Raw genomic sequence first — 24865 nt, forward strand, 5'->3', positions numbered from 1 at the left:
CATGATTTATACTGTAACACTTAATCCATCCGTCGATTATATCGTCAAAGTGAATGATTTTGAGGTTGGCGGGTTGAATCGTTCTATCATGGATACTAAATTCCCAGGTGGTAAAGGAATTAATGTTTCACGAGTATTAAAAAGATTGAATGTTTCTTCCACTGCGTTAGGATTTATCGGCGGATTCACGGGGAACTATATCGAACAATTTTTAAAAACTGAAGGCATTTCAACTGATTTTGTACAAGTTGAGGAAGATACAAGAATCAATATTAAATTGAAAACTGAAAAAGAAACCGAGATTAATGGCCAAGGTCCAATTATTACAGAACAAACGTTAAAACAATTTATTGGAAAAATTGAGCAGCTTAATGAAGATGATCTTATTCTTTTCTCTGGAAGTATCCCGAGTTCATTGCCAGCAACAATATATGTAGATCTAATAAAAAGATGCCAAGAAAAACATATTCGCGTAATTGCCGATGTTTCTGGAGAATCTTTAAATCATGTGATCCATGCAAATCCTTTTTTAATTAAACCAAATCATCACGAAATTGGCGAAATTTTTAATACGAAAATAGAAACAGTAGAAGATGCCCATTTGTATGGACGCAAGCTTCTAGATCTAGGTGTGCAAAATGTGATCGTTTCAATGGCTGAAAAAGGAGCACTTTTCTTAAATAAAGATAGTGCATACTATGCAACGGCCCCTAGAGGGATAGTGAAAAATTCCGTTGGTGCTGGGGATTCTGTTGTTGCAGGTTTTCTTAGTCAATTTTCACAAGGTAAATCTTATGAGGAAGCATTTCGAGTGGGAGTTGCATGTGGTAGTGCGACAGCGTTTTCTTTGGAGTTATGTACAAAAGATGAAGTAGAAACCCTTTTACCGCAAGTAAAAGTTCAAAACCTTTAAAGGGGGAGACAACGATGAAGATTACTGAGCTTCTTACAAAAGAAACAATGAAACTAGATTTGCAAGCGACATCAAAGACATCTGTCATTGATGAGCTTGTAAATGTACTAGCATCTGCTGATAAACTAAGTGATAAAGAACAATACAAACAAGCGGTATTAGCACGTGAGGCCCAAAGTACAACAGGGATTGGGGAAGGAATTGCAATCCCGCATGCGAAAACGGCTGCCGTAAAGTCGCCGGCAATTGCCTTCGGTCGCTCAATACAAGGCATTGATTATGAAGCTTTTGATGGAACAGACAGTCATTTGTTTTTTATGATTGCTGCAAGTGAAGGAGCAAATAACACTCATTTAGAAGCACTTTCAAGACTTTCAAGTATGCTTATGAATGCTGAAGTTAGAAATGCTTTATTAGCAGCAAAAACAAAAGATGAAGTGATTTCTATTATTAATCAGCATGACGAAGATGACGAAGAACACCATGAAAACGTCGAAGCAACAAATAAAGGCCTCGTATTGGCAGTAACAGCTTGTCCTACTGGTATTGCCCACACATATATGGCCGCTGATTCATTGAAAGAAAAAGCAAAAGAATTAGATATTCCTTTTAAAGTGGAAACGAATGGTTCTACAGGAGCGAAAAATATTTTGACCCCTGAGGAAATTGAACAGGCAACAGCGATTATTGTTGCAGCAGATAAGCAAGTTGAAATGGAGCGTTTTAAAGGTAAACATGTTATTGAAGTACCTGTAGCAGATGGAATTCGCCGTCCGAAAGAATTACTTGAACAAGCTTTAAAACAAGATGCCCCAATTTTTAAGGGATCTGGTGAAAAGGCAAGCAGTAATGATGGGAAAGAAGTAAAGCAACGAAATGGATTTTATAAGCATTTAATGAATGGTGTTTCTAATATGTTACCGCTTGTTGTAGGCGGTGGAATTTTGATTGCGATTTCATTTATGTTTGGAATTCATTCATTTGAACCAAAAGATCCGTCATATAATCGTTTTTCGGAGGCATTGCATTTCATTGGTGGCTCAAATGCCTTTACATTAATGGTGCCAATTTTAGCAGGTTTCATTGCAATGAGTATTGCTGATCGTCCAGGTCTTGCTCCAGGGTTAGTCGGCGGTTTCATGGCTTCCCAACAAGGTGCTGGGTTTTTAGGAGGACTTATTGCCGGATTTTTAGCTGGTTATGTTACAAATTTAGTGAAAAAGCTTTTTGTAAAGCTACCACAATCATTAGAGGGAATTAAACCAGTATTCTTATATCCGTTATTTAGTATCTTCATTACCGGTGTTATTATGTTTTTCGTCATTGATAAACCAGTTATGATGTTTATGAACTATTTAACACATTTCTTAAATGAACTAGGAACAGGGAACTTAATGCTACTCGGTATCATTCTTGGCGGTATGATGGCAATCGATATGGGTGGTCCATTTAATAAGGCAGCCTTTACATTCGGTATTGCCATGATTGATGCCGGAAATTACGCACCACATGCAGCTGTAATGGCAGGCGGTATGGTTCCACCTTTAGGTATTGCACTTGCAACGACGATTTTTAGAAAAAAATTCACAAAAAAAGAAAGAGATACAGGGCTTTCATGTTATGTACTTGGTGCATGCTTCATTACAGAAGGAGCAATTCCATTTGCAGCTTCTGATCCAGCCCGTGTGCTCCCGGCTTCCATTATTGGTTCTGCGGTAGCTGGTGCCCTTACAATGATGTTCCATATTCAATTACGTGCACCACATGGAGGAATTTTCGTTATTCCTTTTGTCGGCGGAAATCCTTTACTTTATGCATTAGCAATTATAATCGGGGCAGTTGTTACAGCTGTGTTGCTTGGAATCTTGAAGAAAAAAGTTGTTGAATAATGAAAAATAGGAGCTGTGATGAACTGACTTTAAGCATTATACTTAAGGCAGTTCAATCAGCTCCTATTATTTTTTAATAAAAATTGGATAGCAAATAAAGCTATCCAAAACATCTAGGGAGTTTAGGGGTATGGATCTAGATGTAATACTATTGTTACCAATAATATGCGAATTTAAACTTACTCGTACTAATAGCAAGATCTCTAGAGCGGAAGGAAACGAACATCCTGAAGCGGGAATCACCCTCTCCCATTTTAAAAAAATTAAAAGTGAAAAGTTAAAGAAAATGAACAGAAAAATTGAAAGATTAACGGTAAACCTGCTATGATAAAGAGTAGTATTGTAAGTATGAAGAAAGGATGAGTTAAATGAGCGTAGAATTTAATATGTTTATGAATGATGTTGTACGACAAGCTCGTGAAGATGCCATTCAAGCAGGCTATCAAGAATTAAAAACCCCAGAAGAAGTCGATGAAGCATTTGCTAAAAAAGGAACAACACTTGTACTCGTAAATTCAGTATGTGGCTGTGCTGGAGGTATTGCTCGTCCAGCAGCAGCGCATGCTGTCCATTATGACAAACGTCCTGATCAACTTGTTACTGTATTTGCAGGTCAAGATAAAGAAGCTACAGCAAAAGCACGTAGCTATTTTGAAGGCTATCCACCATCATCACCATCATTTGCATTATTAAAAGATGGGAAAATTGTCAAGATGATTGAACGTCATCAAATAGAAGGACATGATCCAATGTCTGTTATTACACAATTGCAAGATGCCTTTGAACAATATTGCGATGAAATCTAAAAATGAAATCCGGTTAACAGCCGGATTTTTTTCAAATCACTTAGATAGGGGTAAATAAATGTTTCGCATCGGTTATCGTACTTTAAAAACAGCTGTGGCTACTCCTATTGCGATTAGTATTGCACAATTTTTTCATTTACATAATTTCTTATCTGCAGGAATTATCGCCATACTATGTATTCAAAATACGAAAAAGAAATCTTTAAGTGCGGCATGGAGCCGTTTTGTGGCATGTATGCTTAATATGGTGATATCTTCTATTCTTTTTACAGTTTTTGGTTATCATTCGTTCGTAATAGGTCTCGTATTATTTCTTTTTATCCCAATTACGGTCATGTTAAAAGTCAATGAAGGAATCGTCACTTCTAGTGTTATCCTTCTTCATTTTTATGCAAATGGACATGTTACTTGGTCATTTCTCTTTAATGAATTTCTGATTATTATGATCGGCATTGGGGCTGCTCTAATCATGAACTTATATATGCCCAGCCTTGATCAAACGCTCATTAACTACCAGCAGCAAATAGAAGCGAATTTCAGGATTATTTTTGAAGAAATGATTCAATATTTAAGAATGGATAAAATGACATGGGAAGGGAAGGAAATTACGGAAACAGCTAGCTTGTTGGAGGAAGGAAGAAAACTTGCATTTCGGGATGTTGAAAATCGAATCACCACAAGGGACTCTTTTTATTATGAATATTTTAAAATGCGTGAACAACAATTTGAAATTATTGAACGTTGTTTACCGACTCTTACCTCTATCTCAACAATGGTCAGTCAGCGTAATTTAGTAGCCGATTTTATTGAAGAAGTAAAAAACAATATTAAACCAGAAAATACGGCACAAAACAGATTGGATTCACTTTATCGTTTGCAGGAAGAGATGAAAACAATGGCACTTCCGAAAGATAGAGAAGAGTTTGAAGCACGGGCAGCGCTTTATCATTTTTTGCAGGAAATGGAACAATATCTTTTAATTAAAAGTGAATTTAAAGATACGGTGAATGGAAATAAAAATGAGGAGCAAACTAGTAGAAAACGTGAAACTAGGTGATGGATTTGCGTCTACTAATCATGATGTTCCTTGCGTTTATTTTTTCAATGGCGAATGTACAAGCGGAAAAGTCAGACGCTTCATATATCATTGTAAATAAGCAATATAACCAATTGGTTTATATTGAGAACGGTAATATTGTATTGCAAACTAAAATTGCAACGGGAAGGACAAAGGAATTAACACCTGAGGGTCTTTTTACTGTCACAGTGAAGGCGAAAAATCCATATTACCGCAAGAAAGATATTCCGGGTGGTGACCCACAGAATCCTTTAGGCAGTAGATGGATCGGCTTTAATGCGCGAAATACAGACGGTAGAATTTATGGTCTTCATGGAACGAATCGCCCGAATTCAATTGGTCTTTATGTATCAAATGGATGTATTCGCCTGCCGAAAGAAGCACTTGAAACATTATATGACAAAGTTTCAAGTGGTACGAAAGTCTATATTACACATTCGCCAAAGTCAATGATCCAAATTGCAAAGGATATAGGAGCACTATGACAGAAAGAGGCTGGGATAAAGGTATGTTAACGATATTGTGGTCTAACCTCGCTCCGGAAATATACTTCACTTTCCGCGGGCAGTTGGTGAGTTTCCTCGTGCTAACATGCTGCGGGGTCTCGTCGATCCTATCCTCCCACAGGAGTTTACGTATATTTCCGGAGCTGATTTGTGCAATATTCGTTCTTCATTAACCATTTTTAGTTTTTATCCCAGCCGCTTTAATATGCAGAAAAACAAAAGTCTGCTTAAAATAAAATTGAAATACCTGATAAAATAGTTGCTGCCAGCATGGCAAACAACATAACATAAACAACAATTTTTTGTACTCTTTTAGACAATCTCATTCACTCCTGTCTGACGACGCAAAGTATATGATCATTGTATATGGAGAAAGTTAAATAGACAAGTAATATATAGATAAACATTCCAAACTAGTGAGTGATCAACCTGGCATGAATATCCCAACTATTTTATTTGTCGATACCGATAATCAGCAATCATTGAGTAGATATAGTCGAAAAAGTGTATATTTGAATACATTGTTTTATTAAAAAATGGCGGCTGTTCTAACAGCTTCCGATGTAATTGTTCCGCGTATTTTAAATCTCCTTGCTGAATGAAGTATAATGTGGCTAATGCATATACTGCGCTTGATTCATAAGATGAGGCAGGACTTAGTGTCGTTCGGTTATATTGCCCATAAATTTTTCCTTGCTTGCTCCATTCCTTACGTAGCCAACGATCAAACATTGTTGGAGGTTTGCCTTCTATTTCCTCATATTGGAGGGCAATTAAGAGCTGATCAATCATATTAACACTCTTTGTATTTGCTTTTTCATATTGTTTTGTATCAACGTTTACGATCTCTAAAAAGAAAGGGGAAGACGAAACGCTTGCTTGCTCCAGATCATTTTTATAAGTAGATATTGAAATGGAGTTTAGCTTTTTGAAAGCCGATATATTAATGTAACTTAAATGAAGCGTATTTGCCTGTTCATTTGTTGACCAATTATAGAAATCAATGAGTGCTCCATTTCTTTTCTGTTTCGTAAGTAACGATGCACTAATTTTGCTCGCTAATTGTTGGTATTTATTGTCTTTAAAAAGATGAGATGCATCCGTTAAGACATCGATGAGTCGGAGATCATCGACTAGTGCATCTGTTGAAGTATTTTTAGTTAATTTCCATTTTACGTACGTATTTTGACCGTCAATAACAAAGTATTTATAAAGAATCTTAAATTGACGATCAAACTCTTCATGATTTTTCGTCATTAGTAAGTAGTCCATATACAAACCAATGCTTTCAGATAAATACTCTATATGCTGATTTCGCCCGTAGGACTTAATTTCGCCTTTATTGTTTTGATAGTAGTGATCTACTGTAGCAATTACATGTGATTGTTTGCGATGAAACTGAACGAGCGTAATGCTGGCCCCTAAAACGAACAGTACTATAATGACCGCAAAATAATTTCTTTTTTTCACATAGGTTCTCCTCTGAATCTTTCTGTTTTATCCCACTTAATCGTCTTTTTCCTATAGCGGCTCCATAAATAAGCACATGCACTTTTCATTAAGAGCAGTAAAAATAGTTGGGCATAGGTAAAATACATAATAGTAGCAACGAAAACATTCATAGGTGTCACTGTAAGTTCAAGAACTAAGCTACTAATAATTTGTACTGTATAGATAATATAGCTCATAAACCAAAATAAAAGTAATGGTGATTGGAATTCCGGTAATTTATACCCGAATATTCCTAATATAAACCAAATGTCAGAAAAGAGTAATAATAGTACGAAAAGAAAATAGGTAAGTACGTGTTGTATGCTATGAACGAGAGTCTTACCTTTCCAATAAGAAAGGTCATGGAATGCCTTTTCTAGTAAATAAAGATTTCCGATAAGCCAGCGTGTTCTTTGCCGGATAAAGATGTTCATTTTTTCGGGTTCTTGTTCCCATGTACGTGATTGAGGAACAACAGGGAGCTTTTTGTTTATTGCTGTGATACGTATAGTTAACTCGGCATCTTCAGCCAAAGCAAAAGGATCATATCCTCCAAGTTTTTCAATCACTTCCCGTTTTAGCAACATATTTGTTCCTGCTAATGAGCCTGTTTTGAATGCTTTCCATCTTCCGCTTTGCATCAATAACTGAAAAACTTGGAACTCGATGGCGATCATACGTGTAAGCAAATTTCGATTTGCATTTATCGTCTTTACGTATCCTACTGCCCCAGCTGCATTTACTGTCGTTTCTGCAGCATGGACCAGCTCTACTACAGCATTTTTTTCAGGTTGATTATCGGCATCAAATACTAAAAAATAATCAGATGTTGTAATCGATAAACCGTAATTTAAGACACGAGATTTTCCTTTAGGTTGACCTGGTGGAACTTTAATATAATGAATTCTAGTAAAAACATCACTGAAATGTTTAATAATCGATGCTGTATCATCTGTTGAGGCGTCATCCAAGACGTATACATCTAATTTTCCAGGATATTCTAGTTTTATCATCGCTTCTAACGTATTTTTGATGACAATTCCTTCATTATGTGCTGGAATGAGGATCGCTACAGATGGATATTTCTCTAGTATTGTAATACGGCGTTTTTTTAAACGGTGTAACACTCCTGCAACTGTTAAGATAGAATAATAAATTAATAAAAACCAAAAGAAAAACATGATTACTACTAATATGAGTTTCATAGGGGATTTACCTCTTTTGCGTAATATGTTAAATCATTTAATGTTTGATTGATATTTTCTTCCACTTTTACGATTTGGTAGCTAACTGGTATTTCGGCGACTTGCAACTGTTGATGTAAGCTTTTGAATAAACGATCTAATACGATGTAGCATCCTTCTTTCGTTGTATTTTGTAAGAAAATAAGTGGTTTTCCATCAATTAAAGTAACTAAATCAAAGTCAGCCCGTACAGTTTGCAGGATAATCTCTGTAATCACATGTAACATAGAAGCCTCGACATCATTATTTGCATTGACATGATTGAACCATATTACATAGCAATCTTCATTTCTTCTTTTAACGCCTGTCAATATAATCGTTGCGCGATTTATAAATTCCGAATAAGACAGAAGGTGTGGGAGATGCTCAAATTTTTTTAATTGATTTATTTGTTTTTTAAATTCTACGTTTTGTTGAAATACTTTTCGTAAATAGGTAAAGAGTAACCACAAAAGGATTAAGGTTACGGTGATCAGTAAATCTTGAATCATGAAAGTTACCTGCTCTGTTAGTAGCGAATGGTGAAAAAATGCGTAAAATAAAAAACTGAATCCTATCGTGAGACTAATTATTAAAATAAATATGTAATTTTGAGCACTTGTAAACAAACTCATCGGTATAAATGCGAGCGCTAGTATAATTAAATCCATGATAAAAAAGAAAGGCGTAGAAAAGTGAAGTAAGGCTACAATACTGCAAATTAGCGAAAATATAAGTATAGATAATGAGAGGAAGTAAGCTTTCATTGTTTTCTCCTTATATATTAGAAAGTTCTTATTTTTACAAACAAAAAACCACCTAAAAAATAGGTGGTTGCACTACTGGCTCCTTGTTATCTAAGTGCCCAAATACAGATAACAATTCATGGCTTATTTTTTTAAGCAATACTATTAACTTAAAAATATGCTATTCTTAAAAAATTTTAACAGAGGCAAAAAATAGCGTCAAACATTTATTAAATGTAAATAATGGAAAGAACTTAATCTATTACTAAAATATAATTTCACATTATTTTTTTATGAAATGAGTCAATGAAAAAGAGTTGTTACATGAATAAAATAAAAGGAAAGTTAGATGATATGAAGGTGTCTAAATTTTACATAGTTGAAAAAACATGAATCATTGTCGTTAACGAGATTTAGCGCTATACTGAAAGAGTTAATACATAGTTTGGAGGTTTTTCCATGGTAAACGAAGAAAGATTAGTAAAAGAATTTTTTGAATTAGTTCAAATCGATTCTGAAACTGGAAATGAAGCTGAAATCGCAAAAGTTTTAAAGAAAAAATTTGAAGATCTCGGTGTTGAAGTAGTTGAAGATGATACAAAGGAAAAAACTGGTCATGGTGCTGGTAACCTTATTTGTACATTAAAAGGAACTGTTGCTGAAGCTGATACAATTTACTTTACATCCCATATGGATACTGTTGTGCCTGGCAAAGGTATAAAACCTTCTATTAAAGACGGCTATATTGTTTCTGACGGTACTACGATTTTAGGTTCAGATGATAAAGCTGGACTAGCAACGATTTTTGAAACAATTCGTGTATTAAAAGAGGATAACATCGCACACGGTGATATTCAATTTATCATTACAGTTGGCGAAGAATCTGGCTTAGTAGGGGCGAAAGCATTAGACCCTTCCGTTATGAAAGCAAAATATGGTTTTGCTTTAGACAGTGATGGGGAAGTCGGAACAATTGTTGTGGCTGCACCTACACAAGCAAAAATTGCGACAACGATATTTGGAAAAACAGCGCATGCCGGAGTAGCTCCTGAAAAGGGTGTTTCTGCAATTACAATTGCTGCAAAAGCGATTTCCAAAATGCCGCTAGGTCGTATTGATAGTGAAACAACTGCAAATATCGGACGTTTTGAAGGTGGAAAAGCAACAAATATTGTTTGTGACCGCGTTGATATTTTAGCTGAAGCCCGCTCATTAGTACCAGAAAAAATGGAAGCTCAAGTGGCAAAAATGAAAGAAGCTTTTGAAACAACTGCAGAAGAAATGGGCGGAAAAGCTGAAGTAGATGTAAAAGTGATGTACCCAGGATTCAAATTCCAAGATGGCGACCAAGTTGTTGAAGTTGCTAAACAAGCTGCTGCTAAAGTTGGCCGTCAAGGAAAACTTGAACAAAGCGGCGGGGGCAGTGATGCAAATGTCATTGCTGGCTTTAATATCCCGACAGTAAATCTTGGTGTCGGCTACGAAGAAATTCATACAACAAATGAACGTATTCCAGTAAAAGAACTTGTAAAACTCTCTGAAATGGTCGTCGCAATCGTTCAAATTGTGGCTGGCGAATAAGCAATGAGACGTTTTATGTTTGTTGTAAGAAGGAGTAGATCTTTTATTGGATCTGCTCTTTTTATCAATTAAGCGGAGAAAGGGGTTATTTTATGAATATCCTTGAAAAGTATCTTGTATTTAAAGTAGGAGAAGAGGAATATGGAATTTCCATTCAGTCCATTATTTCAATTGAAAAGATCGACAAAATTAGACGTATTCCCCAGTTGCCAAACTATGTTAAAGGAATTGTCAAAGTTCGGGACGAATTAATTCCTGTTATAGATTTACAAAGTATTATGTATCAATCACCATTGCAAGTAGATGATCAAGTACGTCTCATTGTGTTACAAACAGCTGCTTTATCGATTGGTTTGCTTGTAGAAGAAGCTTCAGACATCATCGAAATCCCTGAAGAAGCTATGAAACAAATTGGTCTGATTGCTTATCAAAAAACGCAATATTTTTCTGCGATTGCAAATTTAGAAAATCGTTTAATTACAATCATTGATCCTGATATTTTAGTAAACTCGTTAGATGGAATTAAAGAGATTGTAGAGTACATGGATCAAGAAAAGCTAGAATCTGAATCAATTACATTGTAATAGTTGTCCATGAAATGGAGTGATGATCATGAATGAGTATTATCCGAAAAATGGCCGTGTCATCCTTCATATTGATATGAATAGTTTTTTCGCCTCTGTTGAGATCGCCGATCATCCTGAACTTAAAGGAAAACCGATTGCCATTGCAGGGGATCCTAAAGAACGGAAGGGAGTCATTGTCACATGTAGCTATGAGGCTCGAGAATATGGAGTGAAAACGACAATGCCTGTGTGGGAGGCGAAAAAATTATGTCCACATTTGCTGATTATTCAACCTCATCATGATAGATACCGGGAAGCTTCTAGAGATTTTTTTTCAATTCTTCACCAAATAACACCGCTTGTTGAACCTGTATCAATTGATGAGGGATATGTTGATATAACAGAGGAACATCACCTCGGGAGCCCTGTCCAAATATCCAAATTCATTCAGCAACGTATTTTCTCTGAGCTATCTTTGCCATGCAGCATTGGAATTGCTCCTAATAAATTTTTGGCAAAAATGGCGTCGGATATGAAAAAACCAATGGGAATTACAATCTTACGGAAACGCGATGTTGCAAATAAATTATGGCCGCTCCCCATTTTAGACATGCATGGTATTGGTAAAAAAACAGCTGAAAAACTGCAAAGTATTCATATTTTTACGATACGAGATTTAGCACATGCGAATGATATTCAGTTAAAACAGCTTTTAGGGATAAGAGGTATTCAATTAAAGGAAAGGGCCAATGGAATTGATGCACGTCCTGTTGATCCTGAGTCGATCAACATAACGAAAAGTATTGGCCGTTCCAGAACTTTCCCTGAAGATATAATAGAAGATCATGTGATTGATGTCGTGCTACAAAATCTTGCAAAAGAAACATCATTAAGATTAAAACGGAAAGGATACTTAACGGCCAATATTATGATTACAATTCGTTATCATAATAGAAAAACGATTACGCGAAGCCGAAAGCTACATCGGCCGATACAAGAAACAGAAGAACTTTTTTATGAAGCAAGATCATTGTTTATTCAACATTGGAATGGGAATCCTGTGCGACTTTTAGGGGTGACTGGTTCAGATTTAGTGGAAGAACAACAAGCTAATGAGCAGCTAGATTTATTTACTTATGAAGAAATTGCCAAAAAAGAGCCTTTATATAAAACAATCTCTCAGCTGCGTGATAAATTTGGAGAAAATGTTATTCAAACAGGGCGTGCTATTAAACAAACTTCTGCAAAAAATAAAAAGAAGTAGGGTTACTTTTTCGTAAATGGGAATAAAAACGGAAATCGCTTCTTTTTCTTTTCTTTTTTTTGCGGTAGTTTGTTCGGTGTTTCATTTGAGGCAAGATAAATATTTTCTTGATCGATGGCGTAATCGTATGCGAGGACAAAACCGATATCTGTTTTCGTATCTTTTCTTTCTACAATGGAGAAAGGAATATTGTATGTTTCTGCCGCTTGAATATATTTAGATAGAAAGTCATAATCAATCGTACCGTTAAGTAATATTTTCGCCTTTGGATGTTCTCTTAAGCAATCAATGACTTCAGAGCGAATATGTTTTTCTCTCACTTGTTTTACCGTTAAAGCAAGAACAATTCTTTCACGCAAAGTGCCTAAAAATTTACGGCGCTCCTCTGGCAAAAGCTCTTTTTCACCATAAATCCCTTGTTGTAAATAATCATCAAGCTCTTTTTTTCCTGTCAAGATCATGACACCTCACAGTTTTTTAATAAAAATGGAATACGCTTTGGAGTAGCGTATTCCATTTTTATCATATCTAATATTAACAAACATCAACTTCAAGATTTTCAACTGGCCACCAGAAAAATCCATCTTTTTCTAGTAGCTCATCAGCTGCTTTAGGTCCCATCGTTCCTGCTTCATAGTTAGGGAATTCCATTTTCTTTTCTTCCCATACATTTGAAATTTTATCAACGAAATTCCAAGATAATGCAACTTCATCCCAGTGAGTAAAGTTAGTTGCATCACCATGCAAGCAGTCATAAATTAATTTTTCGTAAGCTTCCGGAGTATTAATTCCCTCCATGCTGCTGCTAGCAAAACTTAATTGAACAGGAGTTGTTTCCATATTTTGACCAGCTTTTTTTGCATTTAAATGAAGCGTAATCCCTTCTTCAGGTTGAATATGGATAACGAGCAAGTTTGGATTTAATTGCTGGTCTTTATTGTAATAAAGATTCATTGGAATATCTTTAAATTGTACGACAATTTTTGTTGATTTCGTAGCCATTCTTTTACCTGTGCGAATATAGAAAGGAACTCCTGCCCATCTAAAGTTATCAAACATTAGTTTACCAGCGACATATGTTTCAGTATTTGATTGCGGATCTACATTCACCTCATCGCGATAGCCAACCACTTTTTCTCCTTGAATATTGCCTGCACCGTATTGACCACGGACAAAATATTTTTGTACATCTTCACCTTCAATTGCTCTTAAAGAGCGAAGGGCCCGCACTTTTTCGCTGCGGATTTCATTAGTTGTTAAATTAATCGGTGGTTCCATTGCTAATAAAGCAACCATCTGGAGCATGTGGTTTTGCACCATATCGCGCAATGCACCACTGTTTTCATAATAACGTGCACGTTCTTCTACACCAAGCATTTCACTTGAAGTAATTTGGATATTAGAGATATAACGGTTATTCCATAATGGCTCGAAAATAGCATTAGCAAAACGAATGACCTCGATATTTTGTACCATCGCTTTTCCTAAATAATGATCAATACGATAAATTTCACTTTCTGAGAAAGATTTACGAATTTGTTTATTTAAAGCTTTAGCAGATTCTAAATCATGACCAAATGGTTTCTCAATCACTAGACGTTTAAAACCATTTGTATTTGTAAGGCCGTCATCTTTCAAATGATCTGAAATTGTTCCAAAATATTCTGGAGCCATCGCTAAATAAAATATGCGATTTCCTTCTAATTGATACTGTTGATCAAGATCATCTGCTAATTTTTTTAGTTGTATGTATGACTCTGAATCAGTAACATCATGCGCTTGATAATAAAAATGAGAGATGAATTCATCAATCTTTTCAGCTGTTTTTCTTGCTGTTAAGACTGAGTCTTTAACGTGATCACGAAATACTTCATGGCTCCAATCTCGTCTAGCAGTACCGATGATTGCAAAGTTTTCAGAAAGTTTTCCTTTCCGATACAAATTGTATAAGGATGGAAACAGTTTACGTTTCGCTAAATCACCTGTAGCGCCAAATAACATAATTAATGATTTAGGAGTTTCAATTGCTTGCATGTGTTTTACCTCACTTTGTTTTTAAAAATTTTTATTAGTGAACCTTCTCTTAACATGTTTTTTCATCAAATATTGTTTAGGAAAATGAGCGCCTTAAGCAATTTTTATATAGGCTGTTTTTTTATCAAAGGAGTAGTCGATTTCTACTTTAGGATGTTTACTTTCCGTACGCGGGTGCTGAGCCCTGCAGGAGTCCCGCACTTTGCGCTCGAATCAGCCTTTAAAAACAACAATTTTTTAGAAAAGACTCTTTATATAACATGGCAATGGCAGAAATACATGATTATTATATAAAATTATTGCGTTTGTCATACAATCTTTAAGAAATATGCGCATGTTAAAAAGTATACATGTTATTATACAGTTATAGTGTAGCTTATTTTATTTAAATTATCTTAAAGCGAACAACATTAATGATCAATATGAATGAAAAAACAAATAAAGATAAGAAAGATTGAGATTGTGCACCTTTTCTCAAGAAACATTTTCACTTTATTCTAGTCTTTCAGACGAAAATACGCAAATGATATGCAAAAGATTCCTTTTAAAAAAAATTATGATAAGATAGTTTACAACATTATAATCGGAAAAAAATCAAGTTTGAATAGGGGGAAGATGTTTGGAACTTTTATTTTTAGGAACGGGCGCGGGAGTACCTGCCAAATCCCGCAATGTTACATCTATTGCGTTGAAACTGTTGGAAGAAAGAAACGCGATATGGCTCTTTGATTGCGGGGAAGCAACACAGCATCAAATTTTACATACATCCTTAAAGCCTCGAAAGATCGAAAAGATTTTTATTACTCATTTACACGGTGATCATATATTTGGATTACCAGGTTTTCTCGGGAGCCGTTCTTTCCAAGGGGGAATTTCTACATTAGATATATATGGCCCACCAGGAATTAAAGCTTTTGTGGAAACTGCACTAAGTGTGAGTGAAACCCATTTACAATATGCACTGAATATCCATGAAATTCATCAAGGAATAGTTTTCGAAGATGAACAATTTACGGTCGAAGCCCAGCTGCTTGAGCATGCGATTCCAAGCTTCGGTTACCGAATTATTGAAAAGGATAAGCAAGGAACGTTAGATGCCGAAAAATTAAAATGCGATGGAATTCAGCCAGGTCCGATTTATAGTCGAATTAAAAACGGGGAAACCATTGTATTAGATGACGGCAGAGTGATTCATGGGTATGAATATCTTGGACCTGCCAAAAAAGGGAAGATTGTTACGATCTTAGGAGATACAAGACATTGTGAAGCAGCACTAGAGCTTGCAAAGGATGCTAATATCGTCGTTCATGAGGCAACTTTTAACGAAGAAAGCGAGCAAATGGCTTTTAATTATTTCCATTCGACAACTGCTCAAGCTGCAAACACGGCAAAACAAGCTAATGCAAAATGTTTATGTTTGACACATATTAGCTCCAGATACGGAAAAGAAGAGTGGAAGAAGCTTGAAGAGGAAGCAAAACAAATATTTGCCCAAACTATTTTAGTGCATGATTTTATGGAAGTAGATATTCATTAAAAAAATAAAGCTATTGATCTCGCTATATGGTTGCAATTAATGTAACAAAAATGTTCATTTCATGATCATCCGGTTAATATTTCTTTTTATCCGCAGCTTACTGTTTGCGGAAATCGACTCTTTTTGATAGTTAAGCAACAAAGTGTAAGAAAACAGCGTTAAAAGCCCTCCTTTGAGGAATCTCAGAGGGGGGCTTTTTCGCTTTTATCTATTTTGTTAGTTCCAGCCACGTTCATATTGAACAGGGCTTTGTAGTTCCACGCCTAGTTCCTTCGCGGCTGTACGAGGCCAATATGGGTCTCGTAGCAATTCTCTAGCTAAAAATACTAAATCAGCACGTCCGTTTTGTAAAATTTCTTCAGCATGCAGAGGAGATGTAATCAGCCCAACTGCACCTGTTGCAATATTGGCATTATGCTTAATTTCATCAGCTAATGGCACTTGGTAGCCAGGGAAAGAGTTGATTTTTGCAGGAACAACTGCTCCAGAGCTTACATCAATTAAGTCAATTCCTTGCTGTTTAAGCAGACGGGCAATTGCTACATAATCCTCAACATCTAGACCGTCAGGATGATATTCACGTGCGGAAACACGGACAAATAATGGACCTTCCCAAACAGATTGAATCGCATCAATAATTTCCTTTAAAAAACGATAGCGATTTTCTTGTGATCCGCCATATTCATCGGTACGTTTGTTTGATAATGGAGATAAAAATTGATTAATCAAATAGCCGTGTGCTCCGTGTATTTCAATCACATCAAATCCGGCCTTTTTGGCACGGATCGCGGCTTGTTTAAAATCTTCTATCGTATCCAAAATATCCTGTTTTGTCATTTCCTTAGGCGTTTGATATCGGTCATTAAAGGCAATGGCGGATGGGGCTACGATTTCCTCTTTTAGTTCTGCTTTTCGGCCAGCATGGCCAAGCTGAATGCCGATTTTTGCCCCGTGTGTTTTTACCATGTTTACGAGCTTCGTTAGCCCTGAAAGATGATCATCGCTCCAAATTCCTAAATCATATGGAGAAATTCTGCCAATTGGAGATACCGCTGTCGCTTCTACAATAATGAGTCCAACTTGACCAACAGCACGACTTGTATAGTGTGTGTAATGCCAATCTTGAAGAGTTCCGTCTTCATTCATTGAAGAATACATGCACATTGGAGACATAACGATTCTGTTCTTCAATGTTACATTTTTAATGGTATATGGCTCAAATAATTTTACATTTGACAAAGCCAATGGCCCCCCTTATTGATTATTTAACGGTCTCCATTATAGCAATAACTTTTTTAAAATAAAAAGAATATGATTTCCTCATAAAGTTTACTTTGAAGATACTTGCTCAAATGTTTGCGCAAGCACAGCAGATTGTTTAGTCGCTGCTTTGACGCAATCAATAAATGCTTCCTTAACAGAATGCTGCTCTAATACTTTGATTCCTGCTTCAGTCGTACCGCCAGGACTTGTAACAGCTTTGCGTAAATTTTCTGGCGCTTCTCCAGAATGTTTTAACATTTCAGCCGCACCGATAAGTGTTTGGATAACAAGTTGTTTTGCAATTTGTTCTTCTAAACCAATTTCATTTGCAGCTTGTTCCAATGCTTCGGCAATATAGTAGATATAGGCAGGACCACTTCCAGATAATCCTGTGACAGCATCTAATTGATTTTCTTCCACCACTTTTGTTAATCCTATAGCTGAAAATAGTTTTAATGCCATCTTTTGATGAGCATCGCTTACAGATTGATTAAATGCTATGGCAGTTGCAGATTTTCCAATCATTGCTGAAGTATTTGGCATTGCCCGCACGATGGGGACATCATTATGCAGTTGGCTTTCTATAAAAGATAAGGATATTCCTGCGGCAACGGACACTAATAATTGTCCTTGCTGAATATAGGATTGAATGGACTGAAGAGCAGTTAAAATATCCTTTGGTTTGACAGCAAGAATAATTACATCTGTATGTTTTTCAAGCTCCGATAAGGATGTTAATTTTTTTATTCCATATTTTTCTTGTAATTGTGTTATCCGATGTCCATTTGAACGGTTCAAAACTGTTATCTCATTTCCAGCTACAATCTTTTTTTCAATAATGCCGCTGATCATCGCCTCCGCCATGGATCCAGCCCCAATAAAAGAAATATTCATAGTTAATGCCTCCTCTAGTAGTATGCACATGATAAAGTTCATTCAACATGAAAACCCTTCAATCCATTAAAGGACGAAGGGTTTATATTCGCGGTACCACCTTTATTACTAGAATACTTTATATTCTAGTATCTCTCAGTTGATAACGGTCATTTTCCGGTTTGGTTTGCCAAACAGCTCGCAAGGTAGGTTCAATGGAAGAGTGGATGATGAAGTTTTTCAGCCGTTGAACTTCATTCTCTTTTCATCATCTTCTATTTACTGATCTTGGTCATTGCAGATACTTCATATTCACTTTGATTATGCACAAATACAAAATTGATGTCAAGAATGTTTTTAAAATTTTCAGTCAATCTTAATATATTTAAATGACAAAAAACATATATTTCGCTACAATTTAAATACAGATATAAAAGGAGAGAAACGTTATGATCGGCGATAAAAGTGTCGTGAAAATATCACTTCCAACACCATTAGTAGTTGGCAATGTAATGTCTATTTGATAAAAGGGGATGTGCTCACTCTAATAGATGCGGGCGTAAATACTGAAGCAGCATGGAATGTTTTTCAAACGCAGCTTGCTGAAATGGGCTATCGACCTGATGATATTGAGCAAGTTGTGCTTACTCACCATCATCCCGATCATATTGGCCTGCTAGCAAGATTGCGTGAAGATATTCCTGTTTTTGGTCATTCATATTGTGTTCCTTGGCTAATAAATGATCCAAATTTTATGCGCCACCATGATGCTTTTTATATGGAACTATTTCATGAGCTCGGTCTTACTAATCAAAGAAAAAGCAGTGACGTATTAAAACAGATGAAGTCAACATTGGCATTAGGATCTGTTAAACCATTAACAAATACAATAGCGGAAGGGGAAACACTTCCAAATTTAGATGAATGGAAAATTATTGAAACGCTTGGTCATGCACAAAGTCATCTTTCATTTTACCGTGAATCAGATGGGGTCTTAATTGCAGGCGATCATATTTTAGCACATATTTCATCAAATCCATTATTAGAGCCGCCTTTACAGCTGGACAAAGAGCGTCCCAAGCCGCAATTACAGTATCGAGATTCTTTAATGAAATTATTGCCTATTGATATTCATATAGCATATACAGGTCATGGGGAAAATGTGAGAGATATTCAAACATTAGTTCAACAGCGCCTGCGTACTCAGCATGAAAAAGCTTTATTAGTGAAAGAAATGGTGCAACGGGAAGCACTTCCAGCTTTGAAAATTTGTGAACAATTATTTCCAACATTATTTAGGAAACAGATGGGTTTTACCTTGTCTGCAACGATTGGCTTACTAGATTATTTACAATCATTAGAAATGATAGATAAGAAACTTGACGATTTTGGCGTTGCTTATTATGCTACTAAAAGTAAATGAAATAAGAGGAGTACAGAATGAGTAATCAGCGAATAAAAAGTAAAACGATTGTTATCACAGGTGCTTCGGGAGGATTAGGAAAAAATATAGCCTATGCATGTGCTAAAAATGGAGCAAATCTTGTATTGCTTGCTCGCAATTTGAATAAATTAGAAGCGATCAAGTATGATATTGAAGAGCATTACGGCGTTCAATGTGATATTAAATCATTTGATGTTTCAGAATATCATAAAATTGATGACGTATTTGAAACAATCTATCGCGAAAAAGGAACGATTGACGTTCTCGTAAATAATGCTGGATTTGGTATATTTGATGAAGTACAGGATATTGATATGGCTGATGTAGAAGGAATGTTTAATGTTAATGTTGTTGGATTAATTGCTTGTACGAGAGCAGTAGTTCCAAATATGCAATTAAAAAGAAGCGGTCATATTATCAATATTGCTTCACAAGCTGGAAAAATGGCTACACCTAAATCGAGTGTATATTCTGCTACAAAGCATGCAGTGCTTGGTTTCACGAACGGTTTAAGAATGGAAATGTCAAGGTTTGGCGTCTATGTAACAGCTGTGAACCCAGGTCCGGTTGCAACAAATTTCTTTAACATTGCAGATAAATCTGGAACTTATATGAAAAATATTGAAAAATTAATGCTGAATCCTGAAAAGCTTGCGCTAAAAATAGTTGATGCCATGTTTACAAAACGGCGGGAAATTAACGCGCCAGGATGGATGAATGCAAGTAGTGTGTTCTATTCCCTTTTTCCTAAAACAGTTGAAACAATTGGGAAAAAGGCATTTTTTAAAAAATAATTTGGTTATACTGACCATCCATCAATCATCGTTTTTGGATGGTTTTTTCGTTCAGTAATAACGGTCAGTCATGAAGGCTGTCTGCCATAAAAAATATAAAAAAAGCTGTTATACGATCAAAAGAAACTGTAACATATGCGATGATCCTATCATCCTGCTTCTGCCCGCCAATCAATTGATCGAGCAAAGAATATGAATCATTAAGAAAAGAGGGGGAGGGAACATAAAAAGGCTGCCTATTTATAGCAACCTTTCATCGCTTTCTTGTTTGGATTAGATCTTCTTGCACAAGCCAATTTTGCGGAAAAGGATTTCCTAATACCCAGTAACTAATCCCCCTAAGACCGTATTGAATCAGTAAATTGAATTTTGCTTGCATACTGCGTGCATCTTCAAACCAAACTTCATGCTGCTGACCGTTTTCATCTGTATATCGGAAAAATGGAGATTGATATGTTTGGTTGTATTGGATTGTTGCACCGTACTTGGCTGCTAGAGCAACAGCTTCTTGAGGACTGACAGTGCGTGCGATTGTTCCTTGCTGCCAAGGAATTTTCCAATCACGGCCATAGAGAGGGGCACCCATCATAATTTTATTTGCAGGAATGACGGTAACAGCATAATCTAGCACCTTCTTAACCTCATTGATAGGTGCAATTGCCCACGGTCTTCCGCCAGCCCATCCCCATTCGTATGTCATCAAAATGATAAAGTCTACGATTGCCCCATGTGCGCCGTAATCATGAGCCTCATAAAGTAAACCTGATTGGGTACCGGAAGTTTTAGGGGCAAGAGCGGTAGAAACGAGATAGCCTTCTGCGTGCAAGCGATTGACAACCTTTCTAAGAAAAGCTGTATAACGATCACGATCTTCAGGATAGACATACTCAAAATCAAAATTAACACCGCGATACCCTTTTTGTCTCATGACGGTTAAAACATTATTAATTAAAGTATCTTGAATTGATTCGTTACGTAATAAACTTGCGGCTAAATCAGAATTAAATCCATTTTCAGTAAAGTTCGCTAAAATTAGTAATGGTGCAACACTTGTCGAATGTGCAGCTTCTAATACAGAGCTCTCGTTTAATTGAGATAGGCTTCCATCCGCCCGAAAAGAATAACGGAAAGGGGATAAATACGTAAAATAGCGCCCTAAATTGCGAACTTCTTGCACAGCATCATTGTTAAATTGTGTTGTGTAAGCATTCACTTCTTTTATAGGCCGTTGCCGTGTCGGAATTCTCAGCACTTGATTCACATAAAGATTTGTTGTACTAGTCAGATGATTGATCTCTATAAGCCTTTGTAAATTAACGCCATATTTTTGGGCAATTTCATATAAAGTTTCACCAGCTTTTACAGTGTGGTAACGGATCGGAATTGTTAATGTTTGCCCAACGCGTATAGCAGTTGGATTCGTAATTTGATTTGCTTCTAAAATCGCTTGTGCTGTAGTCCCGAAACGGGCTGCGATTTCCCAAATTTGATCACCTTGCTGAACAGTATACTGTCGAGCTGGTGTCGGAATGACTAAAGCTTGCCCGATTACTAAATTTCCAATATTGGGTAACTGATTTGCGGACTGCACTTGTGTTATATCCACGCCAAATCGATTGGCAATCTCCCAAAGCGTATCGCCATGTTGTACAACATAAATTTGCATACAATCTCTCCCTATCATCATCATTCTTAATACTCTATTCAAGATTGTAGGCAATTGTTTTAAAAAATTGATCTTTGTTAAGAGAAATTGTTTTTTTGGACCTTTAGGTGAACAATCTGTATTAAAAATTCATCAATCGTTTTTTCATATAGTTCACGATTCATATTAAATGATTGGGCATGAGCGCCATTTTTCGCAACAAGTAGCTTCTTAGGACCTTTTTTTCTTTCGTAAAGTGCCTTCGTCATTTCAGGTAAAATATAGTCGTCTTTTTCACTGTGAATAAATAAAATTGGTTTCTTAATTCGTTCAACAACGCTGATTGGTGAAACATGTTTAATTGCATAACCATCCCGGACACGAATGAAAAAATCAGTGAGTGGTAAAAAATATTTTCCGGGTAGTTTTATTTCTCTTGTAAACATTCGAATCAACAGGTCAGGAAAATCGGAAAATGGGCAATCTGCGATATAAAAGTTCGCGCGATCTTCAAGCAATCCTGCATATTGAAGAAGAGTTGCAGCCCCCATTGATTCCCCATGTATCCCGAAAATAATATCTTCACCTTCGCGGTTGAGAAGGGCATCGACAACTGCTTTTAAATCAAACTTTTCGTAATAACCGTAGCTAGTTGTTTTTCCTCCAGATTCCCCATGTCTACGATGATCATATATGACGGCATTAAATCCCCTATTAAGAAAAATATTCATATATTTAATGGAATTCATTTTATTTTCGGTCACGCCGTGACAAAAAATCATATATTGATTTGAAGCTGGAAAAGGTTTAACAAATACTGCTTTAATTGGGTAGCCAAAAGGAGATTCAATAAAAACTTCTTCCTTTGGCAATTCATCATAAGAGCGAAGATCAACACGCTTTGCTTTTGTTTCCCGATCAATTATGTATTGTTGATCCTTTCTTCTAATATGCATAATCCTTTCAGAAATATAAATACCTAGCCCTGTAGTTAAAACGGCGGCACCGCCTAATACTGATAAAAATTTTTTCATTGAGGGATCCTCCGGCACTTAGTGGCAAAAATTCGTCATTGACATTCACGCTCTGTTTTGAATAAAGAACAAGGGAGATATCCCCCAAGTCCGCAATGTCATTTCAAATCTAATAGTTTTTGTTTTAGTTCATTTTCCATCGTTGCAAGTTCTTGTTCAGCTTGGTAGCGCTTTGCACGGCCATCTTGCTGAATCCGTATCGTTTCTTCCAACGTAGCAATCAAGTGTTCCTGTGTTTTTTTCAATGTTTCAATATCAACAAGACCTCTTTCATTTTCCTGAGCTGTCTCAACAGTATTTGCTTTTAACATTTCAGCATTTTTCAGTAATAAGTCATTTGTTGTTTTTGTAACTTGCTTTTGTGCTTCCACAGCATGGCGTTGGCGCAGCAATGTTAGCGCAATTGCAATTTGATTTTTCCATAGTGGAATCGATGTCATAATAGATGATTGAATCTTTTCTGCTAACGTTTGATTCGTATGTTGAATCAAGCGGATTTGCGGTGCACTTTGAATGGTGATTTGCCTGCTTAATTTTAAATCATGTAATCTTTTCTCTAAGCGATCAGTAAATTGAATCATATCATTTACTTCCTGAAAAGCCATTTGATCTCCAGATGTTTCGGCTTTTCGGCGTAATTCAGGAATTGTTTTTGAGTGAAGTTCCTCAATCTTTAATTCTCCAGCAGCGATATAAATATTTAAGGCATGAAAATAATCTTTGTTTTTCTCATATAATTGTTCTAAAAGTTGAATATCTTCCAATAAAGTTTTTTTGGACATATCCAACTTCACGGTAATGCGATCAATTTGTGCACTCGTTTTTTGATATTTGGATAGTAGTTCTTGAACAGAACTCGAAATTTTTCCGAACATACGTGAAAAAAAGCCCTTTTTTTCTGCTTGTAATTCTTCAGGATTCACTTGCTCTAGCTTGTGCATGAGTTCATTTAAGATGTCGCCAATTTCACCAATATCTTTTTGTTGAACATGATCAAGCATGGAGTGGGAGAATTGCAGCAATTTAGATTGAGCTTGTGTTCCATATAAAATAACAGCTTGGTGATCAGCTGGATCAATTTGCTTAGATAGTTCCAAAGCCTTTTGGCGGTTTTCTTCTGGAAGCATATCAATCATACGGGTAGGTTTTATGTTATTGCTTTCTTTTGATTTATCTATAGAATCAAGGATAGACTCATGATTTCCAAAAGGATTTGCAAGTAAATCTTCCAATCTATCGCTTGCTTGTTCTCCCCATAGAGGTTCTTTTGCTTCAGTCATTTTTTCTTTCTCCTTTCCTCACGCGTAAGTGGACGGTTTTGGTCAATAGAATGTTTTGCATATTCTAGTTCAAAATGAAGATCGTCGATATCCCTTTTTAGCATACTGTATAAATCTTTCTCTATTTCGTGAGTTAATTCCTTTAAAGTGTGTCTTGTTTCGTCTATGTTTTGGATAATCTCTTTATTTTTTACAGGTTGAGCATTTAATAATGAAAATTTTTCTGAGAGCTCTACCATTGAGTTTAAATGAACATAGAAAAAAGATTCGGCTAAATAAAAACGTCTTGGTTCTTTTTGAATTAAACTATATATTTTTCTAACGATTTTGTTGATATCATAATAAAGCTTAAACGTCCTAATATCACGTATACTAAAAAACGTTTTTTGAAGCCTTCTGATTTTATATTTTGCTTCTTTTAAATTTTTAAGTATGAATCGATATTCTTTTCGTGATATTTTCTGTTGCTTTATAAATTGTCCGGTGCGGACCCATTTAGTACATTGATAAATGAAGAGACCAGCAATTAAAGAAGAAACACTAGTCGCAAAAAATAAATGATTCGTACTGAAATATACAAGGAACCAAATGATGACCATTGAAGGTATAGTTATAAGCAGGCGGATAATCAATTCCAAAATAGCTTTCATAGTACATAAGGCACTCCTATCAAAAGTAAACTTGATTATACTATATACGATTTTCGCTAAAAAAGGATTCATTTCTACAAAATATCTTTTATAAGATGTTCGCTTTGGCTAAAGCAATTGCTGCAGAATACACTATTGATTATCGATGGGAGATAGGAAAGCGCATATGAATCAGTGAAAATGTTTTTTTAAACAGTATTCATTATTTTTACAAAAAGAAAGAAGTAGATATATAATAGTAGAAACAT

Annotated in this window: 24 protein-coding genes, 1 riboswitch and 1 other annotated feature; of the genes, 12 read left to right on the forward strand and 12 right to left on the reverse strand. The window is 35.9% G+C overall.

Annotated elements, in window-relative coordinates; all coding sequences use genetic code 11:
* Nucleotide 1 precedes the first annotated feature (1 nt).
* The 6 genes from pfkB (at nt 2) to G4D61_RS09030 (ending at nt 5171) form a co-directional block, all read left to right on the forward strand.
* Nucleotides 2-913, forward strand: coding sequence for a 1-phosphofructokinase (gene pfkB, locus G4D61_RS09005; protein WP_025726805.1), 912 nt, complete (start codon nt 2-4; stop codon nt 911-913).
* A gap of 14 nt (nt 914-927) precedes the next feature.
* A complete protein-coding gene (locus tag G4D61_RS09010) occupies nt 928-2802 on the forward strand; it encodes a PTS fructose transporter subunit IIABC (RefSeq protein WP_025726806.1) in 1875 nt (624 codons plus the stop codon).
* Nucleotides 2803-2932: 130 nt separating this feature from the next.
* On the forward strand, nt 2933-3130 hold the full coding sequence (locus G4D61_RS09015) for a hypothetical protein (RefSeq protein WP_025726807.1): 198 nt from the start codon (nt 2933-2935) through the stop codon (nt 3128-3130).
* A 40-nt stretch (nt 3131-3170) separates the two neighbouring features.
* Nucleotides 3171-3608, forward strand: coding sequence for a BrxA/BrxB family bacilliredoxin (locus G4D61_RS09020; RefSeq protein WP_025726808.1), 438 nt, complete (start codon nt 3171-3173; stop codon nt 3606-3608).
* A gap of 58 nt (nt 3609-3666) precedes the next feature.
* The gene (locus tag G4D61_RS09025; protein ID WP_025726809.1) at nt 3667-4665 is read left to right on the forward strand and encodes an aromatic acid exporter family protein; all 999 of its coding nucleotides are present in this window, start codon (nt 3667-3669) and stop codon (nt 4663-4665) included.
* Nucleotides 4666-4712: 47 nt separating this feature from the next.
* Nucleotides 4713-5171 (forward strand): L,D-transpeptidase, encoded by a 459-nt coding sequence (locus G4D61_RS09030; protein WP_231472963.1) that lies wholly within the window; start codon nt 4713-4715, stop codon nt 5169-5171.
* A 248-nt stretch (nt 5172-5419) separates the two neighbouring features.
* On the opposite strand, the gene prli42 is transcribed toward G4D61_RS09030, so the two are convergent.
* The 4 genes from prli42 to G4D61_RS09050 all read right to left on the reverse strand — a co-directional run bounded on the left by prli42 (nt 5420) and on the right by G4D61_RS09050 (nt 8418).
* Entirely contained in the window at nt 5420-5512 is a 93-nt protein-coding gene (gene prli42, locus G4D61_RS09035) for a stressosome-associated protein Prli42 (RefSeq protein WP_152604267.1), read from the reverse strand.
* 127 nt (nt 5513-5639) lie between these two features.
* The gene (locus G4D61_RS09040) at nt 5640-6662 is read right to left on the reverse strand and encodes a hypothetical protein (RefSeq protein WP_025726811.1); all 1023 of its coding nucleotides are present in this window, start codon (nt 6660-6662) and stop codon (nt 5640-5642) included.
* Nucleotides 6659-7888, reverse strand: a complete 1230-nt coding sequence (locus tag G4D61_RS09045; RefSeq protein ID WP_025726812.1) for a glycosyltransferase family 2 protein — start codon at nt 7886-7888, stop codon at nt 6659-6661. Before G4D61_RS09045 ends, G4D61_RS09040 begins: the two co-directional genes overlap by 4 nt.
* Entirely contained in the window at nt 7885-8418 is a 534-nt protein-coding gene (locus G4D61_RS09050; protein ID WP_035353841.1) for a hypothetical protein, read from the reverse strand. The genes G4D61_RS09045 and G4D61_RS09050 overlap by 4 nt, the downstream gene beginning before the upstream one ends.
* Nucleotides 8419-8725: 307 nt before the next feature.
* A riboswitch (cyclic di-GMP riboswitch) is annotated at nt 8726-8809 on the reverse strand.
* Nucleotides 8810-9111: 302 nt separating this feature from the next.
* On the opposite strand from G4D61_RS09050, the gene G4D61_RS09055 reads away from it, so the two are divergent.
* From G4D61_RS09055 to G4D61_RS09065, 3 genes are all read left to right on the forward strand, one after another.
* Complete coding sequence (locus G4D61_RS09055) at nt 9112-10233, forward strand: tripeptidase T (RefSeq protein ID WP_025726814.1); 1122 nt, start codon at nt 9112-9114, stop codon at nt 10231-10233.
* Between the two features lie 92 nt (nt 10234-10325).
* Nucleotides 10326-10817, forward strand: a complete 492-nt coding sequence (locus G4D61_RS09060; protein ID WP_025726815.1) for a chemotaxis protein CheW — start codon at nt 10326-10328, stop codon at nt 10815-10817.
* 28 nt (nt 10818-10845) lie between these two features.
* Nucleotides 10846-12063, forward strand: coding sequence for a DNA polymerase IV (locus tag G4D61_RS09065; protein WP_025726816.1), 1218 nt, complete (start codon nt 10846-10848; stop codon nt 12061-12063).
* A gap of 2 nt (nt 12064-12065) precedes the next feature.
* Here the strand turns inward: G4D61_RS09065 and G4D61_RS09070 are convergent, their stop codons facing one another.
* Complete coding sequence (locus G4D61_RS09070; RefSeq protein ID WP_025726817.1) at nt 12066-12518, reverse strand: YueI family protein; 453 nt, start codon at nt 12516-12518, stop codon at nt 12066-12068.
* Nucleotides 12519-12597: 79 nt separating this feature from the next.
* Nucleotides 12598-14097 (reverse strand): glucose-6-phosphate dehydrogenase, encoded by a 1500-nt coding sequence (zwf, locus tag G4D61_RS09075; protein ID WP_025726818.1) that lies wholly within the window; start codon nt 14095-14097, stop codon nt 12598-12600.
* A gap of 619 nt (nt 14098-14716) precedes the next feature.
* Between zwf and rnz the strand changes: the two genes are divergently transcribed.
* The gene (gene rnz / locus G4D61_RS09080; protein WP_025726820.1) at nt 14717-15634 is read left to right on the forward strand and encodes a ribonuclease Z; all 918 of its coding nucleotides are present in this window, start codon (nt 14717-14719) and stop codon (nt 15632-15634) included.
* A gap of 216 nt (nt 15635-15850) precedes the next feature.
* Here the strand turns inward: rnz and namA are convergent, their stop codons facing one another.
* Both namA and proC read right to left on the reverse strand, forming a co-directional pair.
* Nucleotides 15851-16873 (reverse strand): NADPH dehydrogenase NamA, encoded by a 1023-nt coding sequence (gene namA / locus G4D61_RS09085; protein ID WP_025726821.1) that lies wholly within the window; start codon nt 16871-16873, stop codon nt 15851-15853.
* 90 nt (nt 16874-16963) lie between these two features.
* Nucleotides 16964-17791 (reverse strand): pyrroline-5-carboxylate reductase, encoded by an 828-nt coding sequence (proC, locus tag G4D61_RS09090; RefSeq protein ID WP_163173760.1) that lies wholly within the window; start codon nt 17789-17791, stop codon nt 16964-16966.
* 66 nt (nt 17792-17857) lie between these two features.
* Nucleotides 17858-18075, reverse strand: a binding site (T-box leader).
* A gap of 230 nt (nt 18076-18305) precedes the next feature.
* On the opposite strand from proC, the gene G4D61_RS09095 reads away from it, so the two are divergent.
* Entirely contained in the window at nt 18306-19193 is an 888-nt protein-coding gene (locus tag G4D61_RS09095) for an MBL fold metallo-hydrolase (RefSeq protein WP_052137817.1), read from the forward strand.
* Nucleotides 19194-19210: 17 nt separating this feature from the next.
* Entirely contained in the window at nt 19211-20008 is a 798-nt protein-coding gene (locus G4D61_RS09100; protein ID WP_025726824.1) for an SDR family NAD(P)-dependent oxidoreductase, read from the forward strand.
* Nucleotides 20009-20261: 253 nt separating this feature from the next.
* Here G4D61_RS09100 and G4D61_RS09105 read toward each other — a convergent pair whose 3' ends face one another.
* From G4D61_RS09105 to G4D61_RS09120, 4 genes are all read right to left on the reverse strand, one after another.
* Entirely contained in the window at nt 20262-21674 is a 1413-nt protein-coding gene (locus tag G4D61_RS09105; protein ID WP_025726825.1) for a glycoside hydrolase family 18 protein, read from the reverse strand.
* Nucleotides 21675-21751: 77 nt separating this feature from the next.
* Nucleotides 21752-22687, reverse strand: coding sequence for an alpha/beta hydrolase (locus G4D61_RS09110; protein WP_025726826.1), 936 nt, complete (start codon nt 22685-22687; stop codon nt 21752-21754).
* 98 nt (nt 22688-22785) lie between these two features.
* Nucleotides 22786-23967, reverse strand: a complete 1182-nt coding sequence (locus tag G4D61_RS09115; protein WP_025726827.1) for a toxic anion resistance protein — start codon at nt 23965-23967, stop codon at nt 22786-22788.
* Nucleotides 23964-24617 (reverse strand): 5-bromo-4-chloroindolyl phosphate hydrolysis family protein, encoded by a 654-nt coding sequence (locus G4D61_RS09120; protein ID WP_163173762.1) that lies wholly within the window; start codon nt 24615-24617, stop codon nt 23964-23966. Before G4D61_RS09120 ends, G4D61_RS09115 begins: the two co-directional genes overlap by 4 nt.
* Nucleotides 24618-24865 lie beyond the last annotated feature (248 nt).

Origin of the sequence: Heyndrickxia ginsengihumi, from assembly GCF_011008565.1 — a bacterium.
In the GTDB taxonomy this organism is placed as follows: Bacteria; Bacillota; Bacilli; order Bacillales; family Bacillaceae_C; genus Weizmannia; species Weizmannia ginsengihumi.